At 65.7% G+C, this 23737-nt stretch carries 23 protein-coding genes and 2 pseudogenes; 2 read left to right on the forward strand and 23 right to left on the reverse strand.

Annotation, left to right across the window (positions count from 1 at the left end):
• Positions 1–319 precede the first annotated feature (319 nt).
• The 9 genes from E6K79_11755 to E6K79_11795 all read right to left on the reverse strand — a co-directional run bounded on the left by E6K79_11755 (position 320) and on the right by E6K79_11795 (position 8162).
• Positions 320–448, reverse strand: a complete 129-nt coding sequence (locus E6K79_11755) for a hypothetical protein (GenBank protein TMQ62725.1) — start codon at positions 446–448, stop codon at positions 320–322.
• A gap of 297 nt (positions 449–745) precedes the next feature.
• Positions 746–1501, reverse strand: coding sequence for a hypothetical protein (locus E6K79_11760; GenBank protein ID TMQ62726.1), 756 nt, complete (start codon positions 1499–1501; stop codon positions 746–748).
• Positions 1452–3494, reverse strand: a complete 2043-nt coding sequence (gene mnmG / locus E6K79_11765) for a tRNA uridine-5-carboxymethylaminomethyl(34) synthesis enzyme MnmG (protein TMQ62727.1) — start codon at positions 3492–3494, stop codon at positions 1452–1454. The genes E6K79_11760 and mnmG overlap by 50 nt, the downstream gene beginning before the upstream one ends.
• A complete protein-coding gene (gene mnmE, locus E6K79_11770) occupies positions 3491–4876 on the reverse strand; it encodes a tRNA uridine-5-carboxymethylaminomethyl(34) synthesis GTPase MnmE (GenBank protein ID TMQ62728.1) in 1386 nt (461 codons plus the stop codon). The genes mnmG and mnmE overlap by 4 nt, the downstream gene beginning before the upstream one ends.
• A 12-nt stretch (positions 4877–4888) precedes the next feature.
• Positions 4889–5731, reverse strand: a complete 843-nt coding sequence (locus E6K79_11775) for a hypothetical protein (protein TMQ62729.1) — start codon at positions 5729–5731, stop codon at positions 4889–4891.
• A 27-nt stretch (positions 5732–5758) separates the two neighbouring features.
• A complete protein-coding gene (gene yidC / locus E6K79_11780) occupies positions 5759–7429 on the reverse strand; it encodes a membrane protein insertase YidC (protein TMQ62730.1) in 1671 nt (556 codons plus the stop codon).
• 19 nt (positions 7430–7448) lie between these two features.
• Positions 7449–7658, reverse strand: a complete 210-nt coding sequence (yidD, locus tag E6K79_11785) for a membrane protein insertion efficiency factor YidD (protein ID TMQ62731.1) — start codon at positions 7656–7658, stop codon at positions 7449–7451.
• A complete protein-coding gene (gene rnpA, locus E6K79_11790; protein TMQ62732.1) occupies positions 7655–8002 on the reverse strand; it encodes a ribonuclease P protein component in 348 nt (115 codons plus the stop codon). Before rnpA ends, yidD begins: the two co-directional genes overlap by 4 nt.
• A gap of 25 nt (positions 8003–8027) precedes the next feature.
• Positions 8028–8162 carry a 50S ribosomal protein L34 gene (locus E6K79_11795; GenBank protein ID TMQ62733.1) on the reverse strand — a complete coding sequence of 45 codons (135 nt, stop codon included), beginning with the start codon at positions 8160–8162 and terminating at the stop codon, positions 8028–8030.
• A gap of 490 nt (positions 8163–8652) precedes the next feature.
• On the opposite strand from E6K79_11795, the gene dnaA reads away from it, so the two are divergent.
• Positions 8653–9984, forward strand: coding sequence for a chromosomal replication initiator protein DnaA (dnaA, locus tag E6K79_11800; GenBank protein ID TMQ62754.1), 1332 nt, complete (start codon positions 8653–8655; stop codon positions 9982–9984).
• Between the two features lie 19 nt (positions 9985–10003).
• Here dnaA and E6K79_11805 read toward each other — a convergent pair whose 3' ends face one another.
• Together E6K79_11805 and E6K79_11810 are read right to left on the reverse strand one after the other, a co-directional pair.
• Complete coding sequence (locus tag E6K79_11805; protein ID TMQ62734.1) at positions 10004–10450, reverse strand: hypothetical protein; 447 nt, start codon at positions 10448–10450, stop codon at positions 10004–10006.
• Between the two features lie 50 nt (positions 10451–10500).
• The gene (locus tag E6K79_11810) at positions 10501–11031 is read right to left on the reverse strand and encodes a DUF1697 domain-containing protein (protein ID TMQ62735.1); all 531 of its coding nucleotides are present in this window, start codon (positions 11029–11031) and stop codon (positions 10501–10503) included.
• 52 nt (positions 11032–11083) lie between these two features.
• On the opposite strand from E6K79_11810, the gene E6K79_11815 reads away from it, so the two are divergent.
• A complete protein-coding gene (locus E6K79_11815; protein TMQ62736.1) occupies positions 11084–12406 on the forward strand; it encodes an aminoacetone oxidase family FAD-binding enzyme in 1323 nt (440 codons plus the stop codon).
• 67 nt (positions 12407–12473) lie between these two features.
• On the opposite strand, the pseudogene E6K79_11820 reads toward E6K79_11815, so the two are convergent.
• The 12 genes and pseudogenes from E6K79_11820 to E6K79_11875 form a co-directional block, all read right to left on the reverse strand.
• Positions 12474–12563: pseudogene (locus tag E6K79_11820) on the reverse strand (damage-inducible protein DinB).
• Positions 12564–12766: 203 nt separating this feature from the next.
• The gene (locus E6K79_11825; protein ID TMQ62737.1) at positions 12767–13531 is read right to left on the reverse strand and encodes a hypothetical protein; all 765 of its coding nucleotides are present in this window, start codon (positions 13529–13531) and stop codon (positions 12767–12769) included.
• A gap of 58 nt (positions 13532–13589) precedes the next feature.
• On the reverse strand, positions 13590–14075 hold the full coding sequence (locus E6K79_11830; protein TMQ62738.1) for a winged helix-turn-helix transcriptional regulator: 486 nt from the start codon (positions 14073–14075) through the stop codon (positions 13590–13592).
• Between the two features lie 77 nt (positions 14076–14152).
• Complete coding sequence (locus tag E6K79_11835) at positions 14153–14938, reverse strand: methyltransferase domain-containing protein (protein TMQ62755.1); 786 nt, start codon at positions 14936–14938, stop codon at positions 14153–14155.
• A 73-nt stretch (positions 14939–15011) separates the two neighbouring features.
• Entirely contained in the window at positions 15012–15485 is a 474-nt protein-coding gene (locus E6K79_11840) for a DinB family protein (protein ID TMQ62739.1), read from the reverse strand.
• A 20-nt stretch (positions 15486–15505) separates the two neighbouring features.
• The gene (locus E6K79_11845; protein ID TMQ62740.1) at positions 15506–15856 is read right to left on the reverse strand and encodes a nuclear transport factor 2 family protein; all 351 of its coding nucleotides are present in this window, start codon (positions 15854–15856) and stop codon (positions 15506–15508) included.
• Positions 15853–16254, reverse strand: coding sequence for a hypothetical protein (locus tag E6K79_11850; protein TMQ62741.1), 402 nt, complete (start codon positions 16252–16254; stop codon positions 15853–15855). Before E6K79_11850 ends, E6K79_11845 begins: the two co-directional genes overlap by 4 nt.
• 13 nt (positions 16255–16267) lie before the next feature.
• Positions 16268–17668 carry an alpha/beta fold hydrolase gene (locus E6K79_11855; protein TMQ62742.1) on the reverse strand — a complete coding sequence of 467 codons (1401 nt, stop codon included), beginning with the start codon at positions 17666–17668 and terminating at the stop codon, positions 16268–16270.
• A 59-nt stretch (positions 17669–17727) separates the two neighbouring features.
• Positions 17728–20811, reverse strand: coding sequence for a multidrug efflux protein (locus tag E6K79_11860; protein ID TMQ62743.1), 3084 nt, complete (start codon positions 20809–20811; stop codon positions 17728–17730).
• A pseudogene (locus E6K79_11865) lies at positions 20811–21867 on the reverse strand (efflux RND transporter periplasmic adaptor subunit). The gene E6K79_11860 and the pseudogene E6K79_11865 overlap by 1 nt, the downstream one beginning before the upstream one ends.
• A gap of 10 nt (positions 21868–21877) precedes the next feature.
• Complete coding sequence (locus E6K79_11870) at positions 21878–23446, reverse strand: TolC family protein (protein TMQ62744.1); 1569 nt, start codon at positions 23444–23446, stop codon at positions 21878–21880.
• A complete protein-coding gene (locus tag E6K79_11875) occupies positions 23443–23682 on the reverse strand; it encodes a hypothetical protein (GenBank protein ID TMQ62745.1) in 240 nt (79 codons plus the stop codon). The genes E6K79_11870 and E6K79_11875 overlap by 4 nt, the downstream gene beginning before the upstream one ends.
• Positions 23683–23737 lie beyond the last annotated feature (55 nt).

Genomic DNA, 23737 nt, shown 5'->3' on the forward strand with positions numbered 1-23737 from the left:
TTTCACGTGAAACATTGCCCAGAACGATCGCCGGGGAGGCGGTGCGAGATATGGGGCTGAGGCGGCGGAGGTGCGGCGGCAGGATCTCCTCCGCGGAGAAGCCTACTCCTAGAAAGTAGACCCAGCGCGCGTCCGATGCGTGGATCGGTCCGAGCGATCCGAGGGGATCCGGAAGCGAGGCCAACGCCCAAATGGAGACCTCGTCGAAACCAGGCGAAAGAGAGTCGGCCCGAGCTGAGGGTCCGAGTCGCCCGCGAGATCCTCGAGGCGCGAAAGGAATGGCCTTCGCGTTCCTGAGCCCCAGTTCCGGCGCCGCGCGCTAGAGGAAGCCCGTCTCCCTCTCTCGGCGTTCGAGGAGCGCCACGGTCCGCGTTCGAGGAGCGTCCACGGTCGCTGAAGGCCAGGCTGTCGCGAGCGGGATCCCCAGAAACCCGGCGCCGCTTCCCACGTCGGATCGGGAGGCGGGTGGGCGATCGAACGGGGAGAACGGGAGTCGAGGGTGGCTCGCGAAGAGAGAGGATAGGGCACAGAGCCACCTCTCAAACTCATCCCCGCGAGGAGCGGGTGGGTATTCGCTGCCGCGTGCCGACCCAGACTGTGAGAATCCTGTTTCTCATCTCCCCGGGAGGCCATTTCGCTGAAGGGCTCAGGTTATCGTATTTATTGGCAATTTATTGTGGAGATGTTTCACGTGAAACATTGCGCGGAGCGAGTGTGTGGAGATGCGGAGGTGGTTGCGAGGGGCTTAGCCGCGCTCGTTCAAGCGCCCGTGAAGGAGCTGTCCTCCAAACTTCCCGCGGGCGACCTCCGCGCCTTGGCCGAGCGGACCAAGACCGGACAGAATCTCCTCCGCGGGGGACCCTGCCCCCAGGAAGTAGACCCAGCGCGCACCTGGCGCGCAGACCGGATCGAGCGAGCCAAGGATACGCGGGAGTGAGCCCAGAGCCCGGATGAAGACAGACTGGAAGCCCGGCTGTCGGGAATCTGGGCGAGCCGAATCTGAGCGGGCCTGTGATTGTGAGCCGGCCTGTGAGAGTGAGCCGCTAGCGAGATTCTCGAGGCGCGAGGGAATGACCTTCGCGTTCCTGAGCCCCAGCTCCCGCACCGCGCGCTCGAGGAAGCCCGCCTTCCTCTCTCGGCGCTCGAGGAGCGTCACGGTCGCAGAGGGCCAGACAGCCGCGAGCGGGATCCCTGGAAACCCGGCGCCGCTTCCCACGTCGAGCACCGAGGCGGGTGGACGATCGAACAGTGAGATCGGGTTCAGCGAGTCAAGGATGTGGCGCGTGAACAGCGTGGATCGGTCGCCCTTCGAGATGAGGCTCAGACGCCACGCGTGCTCGTAGACAAGCAGGCCGAATTTCGTCAGGAGATGAAGGACCTGAATGTCCACCAGCTCCGGCCCCGCCGGGCCAGAGAGCGCCTGCACGAAATCGCGGTGGTCGGCCTGGAGACTAGGCGGGAGCTGGGGCGTGCCCGCGGCGGCGGCGTTCTCGCTCTGCATAGACTACGAGAACCGATACGTCGGCCGGCGAGACGCCCGGGATGCGGGATGCTTGGGCAAGCGTCCGAGGCTTGAGGCGGCAGATCTTCTCACGTCCCTCACTCGATAGCTCGCGGAGCGGCTCTGTGTAGAGAGACTCGGGAATCTCGAGCCGCTCGCTCCGGCTCGCGCGCTCGACTTCTCGCATCTGTCTCTCGATGTAGCCCTCGTAACGAATCTCGATCGCGGCGGACTCTATCGCTTCCTGCCCGAACTCCGCAAGGTCGTCGCGACCGAGGAGGTCTGCGAGCGTGACGTCGCCATCCCGAACGGCGTGCGCGAGCGGGATCGTCACAGCCATCCGATTCCCACCGGAGGGAGCGCGGCGAGAAGTCGGTCCGCCCCCGGGAATCGGCGCGCCCCCGGGAGTCGGCGCGTCCCCGAGAGTCGATTCGACCGCGGGGGTCGACTCGACCGGACGAGCCCGAGGCCCGACTCGGGTCGATCGCATCCGTTCGACCGCGGCCCAACGGCGGGTGCTCACTCCTTCGAGCCGGCGGAGCTCCTCCGTGTTCAGCGTGCCCACCTCGCGAGCCCGGCCGGCCAGCCGCTCCGCGGCGTTATCCTGCCGCAGCAGAAGGCGATACTCGGCACTCGAGGTGAACATCCGGTATGGCTCCTCGGTGCCTTTAGTTACTAGATCGTCAATCAACACACCGACATACGCCTCTTCGCGTCCCAAGATCAGCGGCTCGCGGCTCGTGAGCGCGAGGGCAGCGTTGATGCCGGCGACGAGCCCCTGCGCCGCCGCCTCCTCGTAGCCCGACGTCCCATTGATCTGACCCGCGAGGTAGAGACCCGCCACGGATCTCGTCTCCAAGGACGCCCGGATCTGCGTCGGCGGGATGAAGTCGTACTCGACCGCGTAGCCAGGGCGGAGCATCTCCGCCTGCTCCAGCCCAGGAATCGTCTTCAGCACCTCGCGCTGCACCTCCTCGGGGAGGCTCGTCGACAGACCGTTGATGTAGTACTCGTGCGTCTCGCGCCCCTCGGGCTCCAAAAAAATCTGGTGCGCGGGCTTTTCGGAGAACCGGACGACCTTGTCCTCGATGGAAGGGCAGTAACGCGGGCCGATCCCTCGAATCTTCCCGGTATAGAGCGGAGAGCGATGGAGATTCTCGCGGATCAGGTCGTGCGTCGCCGCGGTCGTGAGGGTCAGATGGCAGAGAACCTGATCCACTTCGAGCCCGTCGGTGAAATGAGAGAACGGGCGAGGCGGCTCGTCGCCGCGCTGCGGCAGCATTCGAGTGAAGTCGATCGAGTCGCGGTGGACGCGCGGAGGTGTCCCGGTCTTCAGTCGAACGAGCCGGAACCCGAGCTCCGCTAAGCAATCCGAAATCCCGCGCGCGACGCCCTCGCCCACGCGTCCACCGGCGTAGGTGACGTCACCGACATGCATCAATCCGTTCATGAAGGTGCCAGGGGTCACGATGACCGCGTCGGCGCCGATGAATCGCCCGTCGGCGAGCGAGACGCCCCGCACCCGGCCACGCTCCACTTGAAAATCCACCACCTGGCCCTCGACGAGCGTGAGGCCCTCCGTCCGCGCAAGGTGCTCCCGCACGATCGCGCGGTAGCGGGCCTTGTCCTCCTGCGCCCGTGGGGACCAGACCGCGGGCCCGCGGCCGCGATTCAACATCTTGAACTGAATTCCCGCGCGATCCGCCATCCGCCCCATGATCCCGCCGAGCGCATCGATCTCGCGCACGAGCTGCCCCTTCGCGAGGCCTCCGATCGCGGGGTTGCACGGCATGTGGGCCACCGAATCGAGGCTCATCGTGACCAGCCCGACCTCGACGCCCATCTTCGCGGCGATGCACGCGGCCTCGCACCCGGCGTGCCCCGCGCCGACCACGAGCAGGGGATAACGCGCGCGGGGAGCCGCGGCGGGCCGGGTGACGCCCTCTTGCGCGCGGGGGGCCGCGGCGGGCGGAGTGACGCGGTGCCCGATCATTTGCCGATGCAGAATCGGGCGAAGACGGCGGCCGTGACCTCGTCGTCGACCCCGCGACCGACGATCTCGCCCAATGCCCGCCGTGCATCGGCCAGATCGACCGCGATCAGATCGTACGATCGGTCCGCCGCGAACCCGGACTCCGCGCGCCCCAACGCCGCCGATGCTTCCGCAAGCAATCCCTCCTGACGCACGCTGGTTGTCGCGATCTCTTCGCCGACGTGCTCGCCCAGCACCAAAGGCATCGCGGAGCGAAGTGCTCCCAGGAGCGGATCGGCGCCGCCGGGACGCACGGCGACTGTCTCGACTTCCTCCACGACGCTCGCGCCCGAAACCGGGGCCAGTGGTCGCGGCGCCAGACTCGCGCCCAAATCCGCCTTGTTCCACGCCACGACCACCGGACGATCCCGGACCCAGGACGCGGCCTCGCGGTCGGCGTCTCCCACGCCGTCCGATCGATCGAGCACGAGCACCGCGAGGTCGCAATCGCGCGCGGCCCGCATCGATCGCTCGACGCCGAATCCCTCTACCCGATCCGCGCCTCCGCGCAGCCCCGCCGTATCGGCGATCCGCAATTCGACTCCCTCGATCCAAATCGATTCTTCCACCGTGTCGCGGGTCGTCCCAGGATCCACATCGACAATCGCGCGGTCGTAGCCGACGAGCGCGTTCAGCAGGCTCGACTTTCCGACGTTCGCCCGACCGACCAGCGCCGCGCGCACGCCCTCCTGGCCCCGCCGCGCTCCGGGAATTCGCTCGACCCATTCCCGCACCGTCGTCGCGATCCTCGAGCACCGCCGCCCCAGCTCCACCCCGTCCAGCGCTTCACCCACGTCTGAGGGAAAATCGATCCGTGCCTCGACCTCGGCGAGCAACGCCACGAGCTCCGAATCGACGTCCGCCACGCGCCGGGACAAAGAGCCGCCCAAGGCCCCCATCGCGGCCCGAAGCGAGCGCTCGCTTCGGGAGCGGATCAACGCCGCCACCGACTCGGCCTGAGCCAAATCCAGCTTTCCATTTCGAAACGCACGCTCCGTGAACTCGCCCGGGCGCGCCGCCCGCGCCCCCGCGCGCACCAATACGTCGATGATCGCGCGCGGAATCGCCGGCCCGCCGTGGGAGGAGATCTCGACCACGTCTTCACCGGTATAGGAGTGCGGCGATCGAAATACGGAAAGGAGAACCGAATCGAGCGGGGCGCGGTCGACCCCTAAAAACGAACCGAAGAGGATCCGGTGGGAGGCGCTATCGGCCGGCGAGAGCCGGCCGTGAAACTGCTTCGACGCGAGCGCGAGCGCGTCCGGTCCGCTGAGCCGCGTGACCGCTATCGCCGATTCGCCGGGCGCCGTCGCGAGCGCGACGATCGTATCGTTTACCACCATCGCCGATCCCGCTCATTCAGGCTTCGCCCCGGCCTTGCGGATCACGACGCGCTTGAAGTAGCCGTCACCGACGGTGACGGTCTCCATGCCCGCATGCTCCGCCACCTCCAGATGCACGATGCGGCGCTCCGAGGCGGGCAACGGGTCGGTCGAGAGCTCCTCGCCGGTCCGCCGCACCTCCTCCATCAGCCCGCGCGCCATCTCGCGCAGCCCCTCGATCTGGCGATCGCGGAACCCGGCGACGTCCACCTCCACGCGCGGCGGCGACTCCTCGGGCATCTTGGCGCGGATCATTCGGCCAAGGAGGTGCTGAAACGCGGACAGGGTCTCCCCGTCTTTCCCGATCAGGAACTGATCCTGCTCCCCCGCGTCGAGCGCGATCCGGATCCCGTGCTGGGTCTTCTCCGCCTCGACCGAGCCCGGGAATCCCATGCTCTCCAACAGCCCCACCGACATCTCGCGCACCATCGCGACGATCTCCGGCGTGATCTTGGCGGGATCCATCGGCGGCGGCGGCGGGCCATAGTTCGCGGCCTCGCGGCGCGGCTCGCGACGTCCCATGCCCCGTCCACCCTCCGACCGGTCGTAGCCCCGTGCTTCGCCCGGCGCCGCGGGTGCCCTGCGGGCAGCGCCGCCGGCCGGCTCGGGAGGACGCCGCCGCGCGCGGATCTTCACCGCGCGGTAGCCGCCGCCGGATTCGGCGGACCGACCCGGGTCCAGGATCTCGATCGAGAGGTCATCGGGCTCGAGCCCAAGCTGGTCGGCCGCGTCGCGGACCGCTTCCCCGAAGCTCGGGGCCTCGGCGTCGACGTGGGGCTCGTTCGCGGGATCGAATTGAGAGGCGTTCGCTTGCATCGTCAGGCGCTCGTCGGTTCCGTGTCGTCAGCCGCCCGCGGCCATTTTCCGGTCTTCCGCGGCGTTCACGAGGTACTGCTGGATCGCTGAGAGGACGTTGTTCATGGTCCAGTAAAGGATGACGCCCGAGGGGAAACTATACATGAAGACGAGCATCATGACCGGCATCAGCATCATCATTGTTTTTTGCTGCGGGGCGACCGGGGTCTGGGACTGCATGAGGTAGGTGCTCCCGGTCATGATGACCGGGAACAGGTGGACCGGGAACCCGGCGACCCTCATGAGGACGTCCGGCGTCGAGAGGTCCTGCACGTACGCCATGAAGCCCGCCCCGCGCAGCTCGATCGAGTTCAGAAGCACGTTGTAGAGCGCGAAAAAGACCGGAATCTGGAGGAGCATCGGCAGGCACCCGCTGACCGGGTTCACCTTGTATTCCTTATATAGGGCCATCATGGCCTGGTTCATCTTGGCCGGATCGTTCTTGTACTTGTCCTGGATCGACTTCACCTGCGGCTGGAGATGGTGCATCACCTTCATCGACCGAAGGCTCGACTGCGTGAGCGGGTAGAAGACGAGCTTCGTGGCAAGCGAGATCAGTATGATCGCGATCCCGTAGTTCGGGATGTGCTTGTGGATGAAGTTGAGGCACCAGAGGAGGAGCGCGCTCAGCCCGGTGATCCATCGCCAGCCCAGGTTCGCGAGCCGATCGAGCTCGGCCCCGAGGGCGACCAGCGTGTTGTAGTGGATGGGCCCCGCGTAGAGCCTGGCGTGGCGCACGACCTCGGTCCCGGGAGGCGCCGCTCCCAGGAGCCACACGGTCGGCTGGCCGTCCTCGAGCTTCGTGAACTGCGCGTCCTCGACCGTCGCCGAGTCCGGGACGATCGCGGCCACGAAGTACTTGCTCCGGTCCCCCGCCCACCGGATGTTCCCCTTCAGCGCCCTCGCCCCATCCTTCTGAATGTGGACCGCGTCGACGACCTCCAGCTTATCCCCGACGAGCGCGACCGCCTGATTCAGCCGGGGATTCAGCATCGTGTCGGTGACCGGGAGCGCCTGCGCCCAGCCCCATCGGTACTGAATCGGGCCGTACTGGACAGGCACCGTGATCCGAAGCTCGAGATCGAGGGCCACCGAGTTGGGCCCCATGCGGTAGGTCTTGCTCACGCGCACGCCGCTCGAGTCTTCCGCGACGAATGTGATCGAGGTGTCCATCGCCGCTGGGGGCACGACGCGGAACGGAACGTCGGTGAAGTCGTAGGTGAAGTAAGGAGTCGTGACGATGAGCTGGAGCGCGCGCTGGCCGGGCGGGACCAGGTTGACCGGCACCTTCCCGTGCGCCAGGTCAGGGTATTTGGGAAGGATCCACTCCGAGATGGTCGCGCCCTTGCTCGTGAAGGTCGCGTTCGCGAGCCCGCTCGTGAGCTGGCGCTCGACGATCGGCGCCGCGTGCACCCGCGGCCCCGAGGTCGCGACGAGCGCTGCGGTCCCGCCGCCGGGCTTCGCGGGGGTCGTGGAGGTCGGAGTTTGCGTCGACGACTGGGACGGCGCGACCCCCGGCGAGCCCGCCATCCCCGTCGAATCCTGACCGGTCGTCGGCTGGGCCGGATGGCGGTTGCGGCCCCACCGGGACATCAGGAACTGATCCCCGATCAGAACCGCCATGATCAGAACAACTGCAAGTATCGTCCGTCGATCCATCGACTTGCGTGCCGCCCCCTCAGGGGACGGGGTCGTAGCCTCCCGGATGGAATGGGTGGCAGCGGAGGATACGACGGAGGGCAAGTCCGAAGCCTGAGAGCGCGCCGTGTCGTGTCAGCGCTTCCTCGGCGTAGACCGAGCAGCTCGGCTCGAAGCGGCAGGCCCGAGGGAGCACCACGGAGATCATGGCGCGATAGGCGCGAACGAAGAAGATAAGGAGGGCCGTCACGCCGGCTCCTTCGAGAGGAGCCGGTTCATCTCGCCCGAGACGTCGTGAAGGGTCGCGGCCGCGCACGGGGTGCGCGCGATCCAGATCCGCCAGCTCGACTCCTCGCGCCGCGCGGCCGGAACGCCGCGAAATGCTTCCCGCAGAAGCCGCTTCGCCCGGTTTCGTTTCACGGCCGTGCCCACCTTCCGGCTCGCGACGAACGCCACGCGGCCATGCTCCTCCGGCCGGCCCAAGCTGACGAGGGTCATCAGAACGCCGGGAAAGGATCGGCCCGATCGATACACTTCGCGGAATTGCCACCCCGAGTGGAGGCGGCGATCGCGCGGCGGGATCGCGCCGGCCATGGGGATTGCGTCCGTGGAGACCGTGCTAGACCGTGAGACGCTTGCGGCCCCGCTCACGGCGGCGCTTCAACACCGCGCGGCCACCTCGGGAACTCATCCGCTCGCGGAAGCCGTGGACCTTTTTCCTGCGGCGATTGTGCGGCTGAAAGGTGCGCTTCACTGTAGGAGTGCCTCGAAGATCGGGTTAATTGCCTTTAGACACGAGCGATGGAGTCTACCGGGACGGGGCTCTCGGGTCAATTCGGAAACGTGGATCGATTTCAAGGCGAATTTGAGGGCCCGCGATCGCGCGCGGCGCGCCTCTAACTGATGTTAAATTCCCGTTAGTTCCTGTCCTTAAAATTTTCGTTGCACGGTTCCACGCGCGGGTCGTACGGTGCGGGCGTTGACCTGGGCCGCGACCCGACATCGCGCTCGAGCCGACTCGAATCCACTCTCCCGTAAGATGCGCGCCTCGAGCGCGCGGCCTTCACCAGGGTTCTGAATGCAGTGATCTACGCCGCGACGGGTCCATTCGTTTGGGGGCGTAACGGATCGAACAGACATCCGTTACGCCTCCATCTTTTTGGGGATAAACTTGTGGATAAGAGGGTGGAAAGGACGTGGAGATGGTGTTCGCAGTTGGGGAAAGTGTTGGGGACGATCTGATGATGGAGACGATGGTGGTCGGAGATCTTTGGGAACAGTCGCTTCAAAAGATTCGAGGGAGCATTTCGAGCCAGACCTACGAGGCATGGTTCAAGAATCTCGGTCCGCTGGAGTTCGACGGCGCGACGCTCGTGCTCGAGGTTCCGAACCAGTTCTACGTTGATTGGCTCGACCAGCACTACCGCCACTTGATCGAGAGCTCGGTCGGGGCGGTCGCCGAGCGCTCGATCGGCATCTCGTTCCACGTGCGACCCGAGCAGCCCACCGCGCCGTCGCGGGAATTTCGCCCGCGCGCCCCGCTCCCCACTCGCGACGAGAGCAATCTTGGCCCGAACAACACGTTCGATACCTTCATCGTCGGGAGCGGCAATCAGTTCGCGCACGCCGTCTGCCAGGCGGTGGCGCAAAGTCCCGGCGAACGCTACAACCCGCTCTTCATCTACGGCGGCGTCGGCCTCGGGAAGACCCACCTGATGCACGCGATCGGACACCACGTACGCGCGATGCGCCCCTCGGCCCGGGTCTTCTTCGTGACGGCCGAGAAATTCATGAACGAGATGATCTACGCGATCCAACACGCGACCACCCTGGAGTTCAAGAGCCGCTACCGGACCGCCGACGTGCTCCTGATCGACGACATCCAGTTCCTCGCCGGCAAGGAGAGCACGCAGGAGGAGTTCTTCCACACCTTCAACACGCTCCACGGCGCCCACAAGCAGATCGTTCTGACGAGCGACAGCCCGCCCAACTCGATCACGGCCCTCGAGGAGCGCCTGATCTCGCGCTTCACGTGGGGAGTGATCGCGGATCTCCAGGCGCCCGACCTCGAGACCCGGGTGGCGATCGTGAAGAAGAAGGCCGAGCTTCAGGCCCGGAGCATCCCCAACGAGATCGCGCTCCTGCTCGCGAGCAACATCAAGACCAACATCCGCGAGCTGGAGGGTTCCCTCTCGCGACTCATCGCGTTCTCCGATCTGACCGGCCAGCCGCTCACGGTCGAGTTCGCGCAGGAAGTCTTGCGCGATCAGATCAAGCCCGACTTAGCGCGCGTGGACGTTCTCGACATCCAGCGGGCCGTGGCGAAGCACTTCGGCGTGAGCGAGGAGTCGATGCGCGGGAAGCGCCGCACGGAGACGATCGCCTTCCCCCGTCAGATCGGGATGTACGTCACGCGGTCGATCACGGATCTGTCGTTGGCGGAGATCGGCGCCAAGTTCGGCGGCCGCGACCACACGACGGTGATGCACGCCTGCCAGAAGATCGAGAACCTGATGGTCACCGACCGGGAGCTGCGCCTCGTGGTCGAGGACTTGATGGCGGTGTTGAGTCGGTAAATGTGGCGGTAGAGGGGCGTCAGTCGTCGACGGTGTCCAAGTCGTTGGGGAGAGCTCCTAGAACCATGTGCACGTAGGCGGGGATTTGTAAGCCCTTCAGCTCCAGGCCCGGCGGGAACGGAAACTCCGAGGGCTTTCGCAGAAGAAATACGTCGATCAGGAAGCCTACTAACTTCCGGTGGTACTGAAGCGCCTCCTCGTCACAATCGAAACACTCATTGTTGATCCAAGAGTCCGTGACTCTCGCCTGCCCCCCACCGGACTCGAACCGAACTCCATAATTCGCAATTCCGGTCCAGCTGCGGTGAAATGCGAGCCACGGCGGATCGAAAATTATGTCCCACTTTTGGTCCATGTCGCTGGATTTGAAACCTGCGGCAATCCGTCCGAATTCATCCGCGTCGTACGTAGCGGTGAAGCCGAGGGCGGCGCGGCAGTCGGGAAGTGGGAGGTAGGGATCGTTCATCAGCCTATTTGCCTACTGAGCATCGAAGACATCGCGAGGCCTCTCCTCATCTAGCTCACCCCCTCGAGGATGTCGCGAATCGCTTCGATCGTGTTCCAATTGCGGGTGGTTGCGGGGACGCCGAAGATCTTCTCGACGACCTCGTTGGGGTACAGGAGCGATCGGCCGAGCCGTCGCCAAAGGCTGACCGCGAACTTGCCTGAGACGGCCACGACCTTGACCTGCCATTCTGCGCCGTCAGGGCGGAGGATCGGAAGGCGAGGCAACGTCTGGGGCCGCTTCCCCAAGACGGTGACGAACCGCTTCGCGCCCTTCGGGATCGGCTGACCCGCGAAAGGATCCGTCCACACCAAGTTCTGGAGATCGGCCGCTGGGCAGATCATCAGCTCGGCCTTGAACGGCAGCCTCTTGTTTAACTCGGCCCGCAGCTTCGCCTGGCTGACCGTCTTCCGCACCACGAATGTCCCCGCCGCGCCCACGTTGACGACGTCGAGGGCCACCAACTCCTTCGCGAGCGCCGCGGGACGGAAGGTCTTGTGCCCCCCGACATTCACGCCCCTCATGAACACGACCAAAGCCATGTCCCTTCCCCCGTGGTTTCAGGAATCCTGGGAATCCTACTAGAATCAGCCAATGAATGACCCAGTCATCGTAATCGGCGCCGGAGCTGCGGGGTTCATGGCGGCGATTTTCTCAGCTGGCGGCCCCGGCGGCGGCGGCGACGCTCTGAACGGCAAGCGCCGCGTCCTCCTCCTCGAGCGGACCCACGACGGCGGTCGGAAGATCCTCATGAGTGGCGGAGGGCGTTGCAACGTTCTCCCCTCCGAGCTCGACCCCGCGCGCTTCGTCACTGCTTCCTCCCCGAACACCTTGAAGAAGCTCCTCCTTGCCTGGCCCCTCCGAGAGCAGCGGCGCTTCTTCGAGGAGGATCTCGGTATCCAGCTCGCCCTCGAGGAGGGAACCGGAAAGCTCTTCCCGGTTTCGAACAAGGCAAAGGACGTACGCGATAGTTTGCGCGCGATGGCCGAGCGAAACGGCGTCGAGATGCGCTTTGACGCGTACGTGAATGGGTTGGAGCCGGAGGGAGCGGCGAGCGCCGGTCGTGAGGCGGGCGGCGGCAAGGCGGGCGGCGACGACGCATCGCCCTCGTGGAAGGTTCGCCTCGCGAGCGGCGTCTTCCTCCGCGCCTCGCGCGTCATCATCGCGACCGGCGGACTCTCGATCCCCGCGACCGGAAGCGACGGTACCGGCATCGACATCGTGCGCCGCCTCGGTCACACGATCCACGACACTTATCCCGCGCTGACCCCGCTCACCTTGGTGCCGCCTCGATACGGCGCTCTCTCGGGCATTTCGCTGCCAGTCTCGCTGGAGGCACCGGGCCCGAAGCGAAAGTTCACGACTCGGGGAGGGTTCCTATTCACCCACAAGGGTTATAGCGGTCCATCGGTGCTCAATCTCTCGCACCTCGCCATACTCTCGAAGCGTGACGGCGGCCCCGCCCAGGAGATATTTGTCCAATGGACAGAGCGGGACGAGAAGGCGTGGGACCGTGCGCTCCGAGAGGGGGAGGGCTCGGTGCTCACCGCGCTCCGACGCAGCCTGCCCGCGCGCCTCGCCGAAGCGCTCCTCGAGGATGTTCGGGTCGACGGCACGACGCCGCTCTCCCAGCTATCCCGCGATGAACGCCTCCGCGTTGTGGAAGCGCTAACTCACCACCGCCTCCCTTGGACCGGCGACGAGGGATACAAGCGCGCCGAGGTCACCGGCGGCGGGGTCGCGCTCAACGAGATCGATCCGCGCACGCTCGAAAGCCGGCTCCACCCTGGTCTTTACCTCTGTGGCGAGATCCTGGACGCGTTCGGCCCCATCGGCGGCTATAACTTCGCTTGGGCGTTCTCGACCGGCCGCGCCGCGGGCCTCGGGGCGGCACGGCCGCCGGGAGGCGACTCATGACCGCTCACGTCTTGAGCATCCAGACGCCCCACGTAACTCGCCCAGCTTTCTGGTCCGTCAATGGACGGCCCGTCATCTTGAGGGTCAGCTTGACCTGGCCGTGGTGGTAGCCCTCGTGCCAGATCATGTGCTGAAGGAAAAGGATCGGGTGGTCGTAGTGCAGGATCATTGCCTGACCTGCTCGCCCACCCACTCCTTCTCGGGTAGCTCTCTGGCGAACTCAGGGGCATCCCCCGAGATGAACACCAGTCGCACAGAGATCTCGGCCACGAACGCCGCGACGTGCTCCGCGTGATCGGGCGGAATCTTTGCAAAGACGCCCGAGAGCGTCGCGTCATGCGGGACCTTGGAATAGAATCCTCACCTCGCCGGCGTAGGCACCAGCCTTGCACCTTCGTGCGCCTCGCGCGCTAACCTTGCGAGGCAAATAAAGTGGAGCAGCATTGATACCGGCACCGCGAAGGTCGGTACCAGGATCATCGGATACACGCCCATCGCGGCGGCTGCCGGAACCCGCGAGGCACTCAAGAGGCTAGCGAGAAACCCGGTCCCCATCCCCACCGCTACGAACAGATCGAGCACCCCAACCACGTTCCAAGAAATGGCGATCGGACGCGCGCCCGGGACACTCCGCGCGAGCGCCAGCGCTACGAGTGGCGCCGCGAGGCCGATCGCAACGTCCCCCCATCCGGCCGGCAGCGCGAAGTGCGCCGGGAGCTGTCCCTGGATAAGGAGGATCACGAAAACCACCCCGATGGCCCTGTATACCTGCACTCCGTGCAGGGTCGGTAGGGGCACGGCCGAGATCACGCGACGCAGCGACGAGGAGCGCCAGATGGCCAGAAGGGCGAACGCCATTGGCACCGCGTCGAGGATCGGGATGATGGGCGTGAGCAAGAAAGGGTCCCGATGAAGTATTGACGCAGGTCGTGGGGCGAGCAGCAGAGCCGCCCCAAACCACGCGCCGAGGAAGAGTCCGGAGCCCGTCCGGACCGCGCGCTGGGAGGCAGACGAAAGGTCGCTCCGCCCCGTCGCGGAGGAGACGATTCTCCACACGATAACGGCGACCGCGAGGTTCGTCGCGATCACGACGAAGGTGATGTACCAAGGAATGGTGGGAATCATGGCTGCGCTCCTTTCATGTGTAGATACAACTGTTGCGGGCAAAAAAACACTCTGCCCTCTAGATTCCGGCCCCGCGCCGGGCGCGCGTGACTGTCGGCCTTGTCCGCGGCGCCCCAGCGATCACCGCCATCTCCCCGAGCATGGCCTTCAGGCGCTTTTCACCCACCCGTGCGCTCAGCTCCGCCTGGGCGCGCTCCCAAGCCGGCGTCGACCTTTCGAACACCTTTCTGCCGGCCGAGGTGATTCGCCAGTACCGCTCACGCCGATCGCTGCCCGTCGAGCACTCAAGCCACCCCTCGTTCTCGAGAGGCCGCAATGTCCGGCTCAGCGTCGTGATATCCAGGGCGAGAAATTCGCCCAGCTGCCCCTGCGTCATCTCTCCTGCCAAACGCATGACCTGGAGCAGCGTGAACTGGGCAGTGTTTAGCCCAAGCGGCCGAAGCTCCCGGTCATACGCCTGCGTAATGGCGCGGCTGGCACGACGCAAGCTCGCGCACGCACAAGGGAGAACCGGGAGCCCCTTCATCCGTTCCATCTCTTCCATACCTCCAGTATATGCAGATGCAACTATCAGGTGAAGGGATTCCTATAATGGGGTACCAGAGGGTCGGGAACGACAAACTACGGGGCTCGGGCGCTGACCACCGGCACGAACCACACGGCGTAGCCGCGCGGGTCGCGGATGTTGGCGATCATCTGGTCGAAGTACGCCTTCGCCTCCTCCCGCTTGAACCGGGTGAACTCGGCGACCACCTCCACGTAGCCGTCCCGCCACGCCTCTATGATCGCGGCGAACGTCTCGCGCGGCACGCGGATCGTGTCGACCACGACGTAATCGATCGAAATATCTTTAAGTCCCAGATCCATGAGAATCCCGAACACGTGGCGCCCGATAAATAGATCCGTCTCGGTCGCCTCGCCGAATCGCGCCGGCGCCTCGTGCCAGAAATCGCGCGGATCCAACTTCCGGCGCTCGAAGTGGAGCATCCCGTAGTCCTCGGGAATCAGGTGCAGCCGGCCGCCGCGCTTGGTGACGCGCACCTGCTCCGCGAGCACACGGTCGGGATGCGGGATCGAATGCAGCACGTGGCGGCTGACCGTCAGGTCGAACGCATGGTCGGGGGCGCGAAGCTCGTACGCGCTCTGATTCTCGAACCGCAGCCGGGGCGCCAGGCTCCCATAGCGCGCGCGTGCCCGCTCGAGGCTCTGGTCGAGGACGTCAACGCCGAGCACGTCCGCGCGCGGAAACATCTCGGCGAGGCGCGACGAACCCTCCCCCGTCCCGCAACCCACATCAAGAATGCGGACGTCATCCGGCAGCCCGTAGCGCCGGATCAGCTCGGACTCCTGCGGCCAGATGGCCCGCGCCTGCGCGTCGAGAGTACGCACCATCGACTCGTCGGCCATCTGCTTCGACTGGGGATTGAGGTCTGTCACGGCTCCCGGTTCTCCATCACGCAGTGCCACTCGTGCCCCCCGCTCACACCGCGACGCCCGCGTGCGCCTTCTTGAGGACCGCGATCTGGCCCGCGTGATAGAGCATGTGCTGCAGCTCGCCGATGACCAGCGCGTACCACGTGTCTTCCACGTTCGGCCGCTTCTCCAGAAGCTTCTCCGCGGGGAATCGGTTCACCGTCGCCACCAGCGCGCCTCCGGTCTCGTACAGCCGCGCCACCGCCGCCTCCCATTCCGCCTCGTCCTTGAGCTTCGGAGGCGGCCAGTCCTGCGCTTCCGTCACCTCGGGTGCTTCGCCCCCCAGCCTGCGCCTGACGACCTCGTGCCAGGTCGTCGCGTGCAGCACCACCTCGGCGATGCTGTGTGCTTCCGGAATCGGGCGGTGAAGGGCCACCTCGCGCGTGACGCCGTCGAGCGTCTCGCGCCACGACGGCCCGTGCCAGGCGTCCCCGTTCAGCGCGCGGTTCATTTGGTCTCCCAGCCTCTGGCTCTCGTTCATTTCTCGCCCCCCTCTCGCAATCACTTCAGAGTCACTTGGTACGTTAGCAAGTGCTTGATCTTGCCGTTTCGCATGGTGAACGCGTCGGAGAACACCGCATCGAGAATGCCGCCCTCCAGTCGCCCCACCTGGACCGCGCCCTCGGCGATCACCACATCGTTCTCCTCGGTCATCCGCTTGATCGCTATGGTCGGCTTGCCGACGAACGCGGGGTTCTCGATCTCCTTATCGATCGCTTCCTTCCCGACCAAGTGGAACGCGCCGGGCATCTCCCACACGATATCGTCCGTCATGCACGACAAGATTTGAGCGTGATCGCCCTTCCTGAAGCCGTCCATGTACTTTTCCACGGTCTTCTTGTTTTCCGTCACGTCTGCGCCCCTACCGCGTGAAGATCGCCCGGGCGGCCGCCGGCACTCACTTGCTTGCCCAGACCGTCGACCATCCCCATGGCCGCGATCCCGACTGCCAAGTGGAGAACGCGGATTACCCAATGAAATTGCCCAGGAAATAGATTCGCCTGGGTCATCCCGAACACGAGCATGATCGGACCCCACAGGATGGCGAGCGCAACGAAGCCCGGATTCGCCCCCGCCCGCGCGGCGAGGATGGCCTGCGTCAGGAGCGTCAGCACCAATAGCGAGCCAAGCAGCATATGAAGTGGAATGAGCTGCAAGGCACGCCCGGTCCAGAAGAGGATGCCGAGCACGAGCAGTATGAGACCGGTGGTCCTGCCCACGACCTGAAGGATGGAAGCTGCCGATTTCATGGGTGCCTCCTTTCTATAGCGTCCGGCCGAAATGCGCAACGACCTCTGCTACGGCCGCGGCGACGGTCTCGGGATCATCGTAGAAGTGAAACTGCGTTCCCGCCATCCACTTGATTTCCGGCGCCACCGGCATCGCGGCAGCGTACCGGCGGACCCCGTCGGGGATCGCGCCCTGCTCCGAGTGCACGAGCAGCGTCGGCTTGCGAAGACGCGGCGCACTGGCGATCGCGTTATAGCCCAGCCACTCGGGCCATGATGCCACCGCGTACCTGTTTCCCCACTGCGGTATGCCGCCGCGGAGTGGGTTCAAGTAATAGTCCAGGAATCCCGGATCGGGCCAGTACATTGCGGCCCGAGGGTCGGTGGTGCTTGCCGCGGGCACGGTGTCCAGAATTCCGTCGCGCATGTACCGCTCGGCGGCCCTCCGGCCGACCGTCGTGAGTGCCGCCGCGCCCTTCCCGCCGTATACCTCTCGGCCGCCGTAGACGGACTCGGCTAGCTCAGCATCGTGAAGCCATGGGGCCACCAGGGCGATTGCCCGCACTCGTTCATCGGAGGCAGCTTCCTCGGCGGCATAGCCGGCGCTCGCGCAGACGCCGAGCAAGCCAATGCGGCCGCCATCCACGAGGTTGCTTGAAGCAAGGAAATCAACGGCGCTCCGGATGTCCTCCACCTTCTTCTTGGGCGACTCGAAATGACGGGGCTCGCCCTCGCTCTCCCCGTAGCCTCGGAAATCGAACGTCAGGGCCGCGTACCCGGCCGCCGCGAGGCGCTCAGCGTAAACAGCCGGCATCTGCTCCTTGACCGTTGTCCACGATCCAGTCACGACAATTGCCGGCAGACGAGAGTCACCCTCGCGGGGCCGGTAGAGAAGGCCCGTCAGCTCATCCCCCCGGCTCTTGAAACTTACGTGGTCGACACTATACGGAGGCGTGGGGCGGCCAGGCAGCCCCGCACGCGCCTTCGCCTCATCAAGGAGCCTTGCGTTCCCGGTGGACTCGCCCGGAGTCATGCGCATCCGGGTCACCTTCCATGAGCCGCCGAATTGCATGAGCTCGTAGTCGTATCGTCCGTTTAGAACCCATTCGTCGCCACCGGCGACCCGATCCATCCGATGGGATGCTCGAAACGTCGCCGACACCCGGGCCGACTCCTGCTCCTTTCGAACACCATCGATCAGGACCGAATGCTCCGTTTGGTCGAATTCCGAGAGGAGCGGCTTCCAGCGCGCCACGATCTCCTCGGGGGTCAAGAGCTCCGGCGTTCCGTAGTCGAGCACGACGCGAGGGGCGAAGCTCTCCCGCATGGCGCCCCAGTTTCGCTTGTCCGCCTCCTGCGTGATTCTTTGGGCTACTTGAAGGACCGTCGATACGTCCTGCACCGGCCTCGAGTCAACATTCGTGTTCATAATCATTTTCGTCGCTCCGGTTGTGGTTCACCGATCCATGGGTGCTTCCGCCCCACACCGTTTCCCTACGCGGCTTCAGACGCCTCGCCCGCAACCGCCACCTCAGGTACCTCCTCACGCGCGGCCGCCCGCGCGTGCGCTCCCGCGACGAGCATGTAGACCGCCGGCACGACGAAGAGCGTGAAGAACGTGCCGATCACCATGCCGCTCACGAGCGTGATGCCGATGCTGTTCCGTGCGCCGGCCCCCGGCCCGTGTGCGAACACCAAGGGTAGATGACCGAATACCGTCGCCGCGGTCGTCATCAAGATCGGCCGCAGCCGGGTCCCCGCGGCATCGATGACCGCCGCCAATTTCTCCACACCGGTCTCGCGAAGGTGATTCGCGAACTGGACGATGAGGATCCCGTTCTTCGCGACCAGCCCGACCAGCGTGATGAGGCCGACCTGGCTATAGATGTTCATCGTCGTGAAGCCGAGGAACGAGAAGAGCAGTGCGCCGCTGATGGCGAGCGGAGCCGAGCCCGCAAGGATGACGAAGGGATCGCGGAAGCTCTCGAACTGGGCCGCGAGCACCAGGAAGATCAGGACCGCGGAGAGCAGGAAGATGCCGAGGAACCGGCTGCCTTCCGTGCGGAGCTGGCGGGACTCGCCCGCGTAGTCGACCGTGAAGCCCTGGGGCAGTATCGACTTGGCCTCGCTTTCCAATACTTGAAGCGCCTGGTCCAGCGACACCCCCGGCGGGACGACGCCTTGGATCCGCACGGCGTTGAGCTGCTGGAACCGCTTCAGCTCCCGCGGCTCCGTCGTGGTCTCGAGGGTCGCGAAGGTCGAGAGCGGCACGAGCCGGCCGCCGGTCCCGGTGACGTAGATGTCCTTGAGCTGGTCGGTCGTCAGGCGCTCGCTCCGCTTTACTTGGGGAATCACCTTGTAGCTCCGACCCTGGATGCTGAATCGATTGACGTAGTTTCCGCCGAGAAGCGTCGAGAGGTCCTTGCCCGCCTCGCTCATCTCGACCCCCTGGGAGCGGACCTTGTCGCGGTTGAACACGACCCTCGCCTGGGGCTGGTCGAATTTGAGATCCGCGTCGGCGAACATGAACATGCCGCTCGCGAACGCCTTTCCGACGAGCTTGTTGGCGAACTCCACGAGCTGCTCCGGCTCGGCCGTCGAGGCGACCACGAAATCGACCGGGAAATCGCCGCCCCCGGGCAGTGCCGGCGGGATCAAGGAGATGACCCGGATTCCCGGAATCTTCGAGAGACCCATCGAGGCCTCGACCTGGAGCTGCTGGGCCGTCTTCTTCCGATCGCTCCAGGGCTTGGTGACCATGCCCCCGAAGCCGCCGGTCGGGAAAGCCAGCTGGAACGTGTTCTTGTACTCGGGGAACTTACGATAGACGCCCTCGACCTGCGCCGAGTAGAGCTTGGTCTGGTCGAGCGTCGAGTTCGGCGCGGCCTGAATGATTCCAAAGACCACGCTCTGGTCCTCGCTCGGCGCCAGCTCGTGCATCGAGAACATGTAGAAGGGGATGATCAACGCGACGACGACCGCCCATGCGACATAGACCGCGGGCCTGTACTCGAGCGTCCGGGTGAGTGCCCCCTTGTAGGCCTCCCGCACGCCGTCGAAGCGCCGGTTGATCCACCCCGCGAAGCCGCGCTCATTGTCGCCGGCGCGGAGCAGCTTCGATCCCAGCATCGGGGAGAGCGTCAGGGCCACGATCCCTGAAATGATGACCGCCCCCGCGAGCGTGAACGCGAACTCGCGGAACAGCGACCCCGTGAGACCGCCCTGGATCGCGACGGGGGTATAGACCGCCGCCAGCGTGAGCGTCATGGCGATGATCGGGCCGATCAGCTCGCGCGCCGCTTCGATCGCCGCTCGGAACGGCGTCACGCCCATGCGCAAATGTCGCTCCACGTTCTCGACCATCACGATCGCGTCGTCGACCACGAGCCCCACCGAGAGCACGATCGCGAGCAGGGTGAGCAGGTTGATCGTGAACCCGGCCACCATCATCATGAAGACCGCGCCGATCAGCGAGATCGGAATCGCGACGACCGGGATGATCACGGCGCGCACCGACCCTAGGAAGAGGAAGATGACGAGAATCACGATGAGCAGCGTCTCCGTGAGGGTCTTCAAGACCTCGCGGATGGCGCTCTCGATGTACTCGGTCGAGTCGTAGGGGACCCCGGCCTTCATTCCGACCGGCAGCTGCGCCTCGATGGCGGGCAACGCCGCACGGACGCGCCCGATCACCTCGAGCGTGTTGGCTGTGGGGAGCACCCAGATTCCCATGAAGACCGCGCCCTGGCCGTCGAAGCGGACGTCCTGCTCGTAGTTCTCGGCGCCCAGCACGACATCGGCGATGTCGCCGAGGCGAACGACGGTGCCCTTGTCCTGCTTCACGACCAAGCGGCGGAACTCGTCGGCCGTCTTGAGGTCGGTGTTCGCGACCAGGTTCACCGAGACCATCGACCCTTTCGTCTGGCCCAGCGTGGAGAGATAGTTGTTGTCGGCCAGCGCGTCGTGCACCTGCGACGCCGAGATGCCCATCGCCGCCATCTTCTCGGGCTTCAGCCACACGCGCATCGCGAAGGTGCGGCCGCCGAGGATGTCCGCGCGCTGCACGCCGTCGATCGCGCTCAGCTTTGGCTGCACGACCCGCATCAGGTAGTCGGTGATCTGGTTCTGGTCGAGATCCTTGGAAGAGAAGCCGAGGTACATCGCCGCGAACCGGTTGTCCGCGGTCGCCAGCTCGATGACCGGCGCCTGTGCCTCCGGCGGCAGGTCGTTCCGCACCTGCGCCACCTTGGCCTGGACCTGGGTGAGCGCCGCGTTCGTGTCGTAGTTGAGCTTCAGGTGCACGGTGATCGTGCTCACGCCCTGGGCGCTTGACGACTCGATGTAGTCGATGCCGTCGGCGCTCGCGATCACCCGCTCCAGCGGCGTCGTGATGAACCCGCGCACCAGGTCGGCGTTCGCGCCGACGTAGGTCGTCGTCACCGTGAGGATCGCGATGTCGCTCCGCGGATACTGCCGGACGCTGAGCGATCGGATCGACTGGAGCCCGGCGATCAGGATGACCAGGCTCACGACCATCGCGAGAACTGGTCGCCGGATGAATAGATCGGTGAATTTCATCAGCTGTCCTCCGGCTTCGGCGCGGGATTGTTACCCGGCCGGATCTGGTTGTTCACGAGGACGGACGCTCCGTTTCGAAGCTTGAAGACGCCCGAGGTCACGACTTCCTCCCCCGCCTTCAATCCGGATACGATCGCGACCTGGTCGCCCCGGTTTCCGCCCAGCTTCACGAAGCGCTGCTCGACGCCGCGGTACGACTTGCCGTTTGGACCCTTGAGGTCGGTCACGACGAAGATCGAGTTCCCGTACGGCGCGTAGCTGACGGCCGTGGCCGGGAAGCCTCCCGTCCGGATTCCGGAATATCGCCTGGATCTGGACGTTTCGGGTCGCCTCGTCGACCACCGAATTGATGGCGGTGACCTTGCCCGACGGGATGACCGCGAGGCTCTCCGCCGCCACCATCACCGACGCGCCCACCTTCAAATCGCCCAGCTCCTGCTGCGGCACGGAGAAGTTAACGTAGACCGGATCCAGCGACTGGAGCGGCACGACCGGATCGCCGCCCTTCAAGTACTGGCCCAGGTTGATCTGGCGAATGCCCAGGACCCCGGTGAACGGCGCCCGGATCTGTTTCCGGTCGATGATCGCGCGGATCTCGCTCGCGCGGGCTTCTGCCGATTTGAACTCGGCCGAGGACCGATCGAACTCCGCCTGCGAGGCAACCTCCTTCTCGAGCAGGTGGCTGATGCGCTCGAGGTTGAGTCGGGCGAGCTCACGCTGTGCGTCCGCGGCGGCCAGCTGCGCTTGCTCCTGGCTCACGTCGAGACTCACCAGCACCTCTCCCGCCTGCACGCTCCTGCCGGATTCGAACGCGATCTTCTCGACGATGCCGGGCAGGTCCGCGCTCACCGTGACGCCTTGAACCGCGGCGACACTACCGATGACGCTGGTGGTCGCCGGCCATTGTTCCTGACGCGCGGCGATCGTGGTAACCGCCTCGGGAGGCGGCGACCAGGTCTGCGCCATGGCCGCATGGATCTGCTGGAACTTCACGAAACCCAGGCCGGCGACGAGCACGGCCAACGCTGAGACCACGATAATCATTCGCTTGTTCATGATTTCCTCCCTATCGCCTTGTTCCGTTGACGTTGATGCCGCGTTCTTCGATCAACGACCCGGTGGCGCGCCCCATTTCCGCGCGCGCCATCCGGTAGTCGGTAAGAGCCGAGATCTCATCGAGCCGGGCTCGGGACAGATCGTTCTGGCGCGTCAGCACCAGGAAATTCGTGGAGAGGCCGGTCTCGTACCGGTCCTTTTCAGCGGAGAGCTGAACCTCGGCCGCCTCGCGCCCCGCGCGGGACGACTCGATCCTTTGACCCGCGGTCTCCAGCGCGGACGCGGCGTCGAGGACCTCCGCGCGGATCGCCTTCCGCACGCGCACCAAGTCCGCCTCGGCCTGCCGCTCGACGTGGCGGGCGATGTCGGCCTCCGCGCGCGCCGTGCGGTTCCGTATCGGAAGGCTCAGTACCAGCGCCACCCGGGCCGCGTCGAAGTCGCCGTCGCCGAGCGATTGGAACGACTGCGCGAGGGCCCCGTCGAGATTCGAGGGGAGCGGGCCGGCCGGACCCGCAGGGTTCCGCGAGCCCGCGAGCCCAAAGCGGTCGTACGAAGCGACCGCGTCGAGCGCCGGCCAAACCCCGCTGCGCGCGAACGACGTCTCGGCGTGACGGCGCTCCACGACGGCCCGCGCCGCGCCCAGCTCCGGCCGCGCCGCGAGCGCGCGCTGCAACGATGCCGCGACGTCGACCGGGGTCACCTCGACCGCAGCGCTGTCGGCGGGAGCGATCTCGGAGAGCCACATCGACTCGTCGGTATCCTCGAGGATCAGGAGCTTGAGGTCGTTCTCGGCGCGGGCGGTCGTTTCGCGCGCGGCCAAGAGCTCGCTCCGCCGACGCTCCAGCTCCGCGCGCGGCTGAGCCACCTCGGTTCCAGGCACCGCGCCCGTCTGCACGCGCGTGCGCGTCTCATTCAATTGCTCCTCCGCGAGGCGCACCGCTTCCTCGCGAACGCCTACGCCGAGCCGGGCGGCGGTGAGGGCCCAGTAGGCCTGCTCCACCGCCGCGACCGTTTCCGTCAGCGTGCGCCGAAGGGACGCGTCGGCTTGCCGACGACCCGCCTTCGCGACACGCACAGAGAGTCGCGCCCCGTCGATCGCCCGATCGCGCAGAAGGGGCTGCCTCAACTCGACGCCGACCCGGGTGCTGTAGGCCGGGGAGAGCCGCGCAAAGCTTCCCTCGGTCTTATCCCGCGCGGCCCGCCCCCGCAGGGATAGCGCGCCGCCGGTGGGAAGGAGCTGGTGAAGCGTGACGCCGCCCTCAGCCGTGCTGGCCTCGGGGGCGATCTGGTTGGGCAGGGTGCCCGAGAACGAAGAGTTCAATGGCTCGTTCGACCTCGACCATCCTCCGTCCAGCTCCGCCACCGGATCGTAGGCGCCGCTCGCGCTGCTCACGGCCGCCTTGGCCGCGGCGAACGACTCGCGCTCGATCAGGAGCCCCTCGTTCTTCTGCAGAGCCAGGTTGATCGCCTCGTCCAGGGTCATGCGGTGCTCGGCGCCGAACGCGGGGGCCGCCGACAAGGCGAACGCCATCAGTAGCGGCGCCAGCGCGACGATTCGTTTCGACTTCCCAAGATTCATTCTTCACCTCGCTTCCGTAGTTCGATCTTCTGGAGGCGCTCGTCGATGGCTCGTGCGAAACGCTCCAGCTTTTGAGGATCGAGGCAGGCGAGCGACGCCAGCTCGAAGGACGTCAGCTCGATGCCGCGTTCGGCCAGCTCTTTCAGAGCGGCCGTTGGGTTCATCTTGAATCGGCGACGCAATCCTTCGTCTGTCGCCAAGACACCGATGATTCGTTCGACATGTAGTTGGCTCATTTGCATCTCCTCTCGCGTAACGCCTATCTCAAGAGACGTGCCAAGTCGTGAGGCG

This window comes from Candidatus Eisenbacteria bacterium (genome assembly GCA_005893305.1).
Lineage (GTDB): Bacteria > Eisenbacteria > RBG-16-71-46 > SZUA-252 > SZUA-252 > WS-9.

Coding starts and splice junctions, on each gene's coding strand:
- E6K79_11775 (TMQ62729.1), bottom strand. CDS start 5,731: ATGCAAGCGAACGCCTCTCAATTCGATCCCGCGAACGAGCCCCACGTC.
- E6K79_11760 (TMQ62726.1), bottom strand. CDS start 1,501: ATGCAGAGCGAGAACGCCGCCGCCGCGGGCACGCCCCAGCTCCCGCCT.
- yidC (TMQ62730.1), bottom strand. CDS start 7,429: ATGGATCGACGGACGATACTTGCAGTTGTTCTGATCATGGCGGTTCTG.
- E6K79_11810 (TMQ62735.1), bottom strand. CDS start 11,031: ATGGCTTTGGTCGTGTTCATGAGGGGCGTGAATGTCGGGGGGCACAAG.
- E6K79_11830 (TMQ62738.1), bottom strand. CDS start 14,075: ATGGAAGAGATGGAACGGATGAAGGGGCTCCCGGTTCTCCCTTGTGCG.
- mnmE (TMQ62728.1), bottom strand. CDS start 4,876: ATGGTGGTAAACGATACGATCGTCGCGCTCGCGACGGCGCCCGGCGAA.
- E6K79_11815 (TMQ62736.1), top strand. CDS start 11,084: ATGAATGACCCAGTCATCGTAATCGGCGCCGGAGCTGCGGGGTTCATG.
- E6K79_11870 (TMQ62744.1), bottom strand. CDS start 23,446: ATGAATCTTGGGAAGTCGAAACGAATCGTCGCGCTGGCGCCGCTACTG.
- E6K79_11835 (TMQ62755.1), bottom strand. CDS start 14,938: ATGGCCGACGAGTCGATGGTGCGTACTCTCGACGCGCAGGCGCGGGCC.
- E6K79_11875 (TMQ62745.1), bottom strand. CDS start 23,682: ATGAGCCAACTACATGTCGAACGAATCATCGGTGTCTTGGCGACAGAC.
- E6K79_11855 (TMQ62742.1), bottom strand. CDS start 17,668: ATGATTATGAACACGAATGTTGACTCGAGGCCGGTGCAGGACGTATCG.
- mnmG (TMQ62727.1), bottom strand. CDS start 3,494: ATGATCGGGCACCGCGTCACTCCGCCCGCCGCGGCCCCCCGCGCGCAA.
- dnaA (TMQ62754.1), top strand. CDS start 8,653: ATGGAGACGATGGTGGTCGGAGATCTTTGGGAACAGTCGCTTCAAAAG.
- rnpA (TMQ62732.1), bottom strand. CDS start 8,002: ATGGCCGGCGCGATCCCGCCGCGCGATCGCCGCCTCCACTCGGGGTGG.
- E6K79_11825 (TMQ62737.1), bottom strand. CDS start 13,531: ATGATTCCCACCATTCCTTGGTACATCACCTTCGTCGTGATCGCGACG.
- E6K79_11850 (TMQ62741.1), bottom strand. CDS start 16,254: ATGAAATCGGCAGCTTCCATCCTTCAGGTCGTGGGCAGGACCACCGGT.
- E6K79_11860 (TMQ62743.1), bottom strand. CDS start 20,811: ATGAAATTCACCGATCTATTCATCCGGCGACCAGTTCTCGCGATGGTC.
- E6K79_11840 (TMQ62739.1), bottom strand. CDS start 15,485: ATGAACGAGAGCCAGAGGCTGGGAGACCAAATGAACCGCGCGCTGAAC.
- E6K79_11805 (TMQ62734.1), bottom strand. CDS start 10,450: ATGAACGATCCCTACCTCCCACTTCCCGACTGCCGCGCCGCCCTCGGC.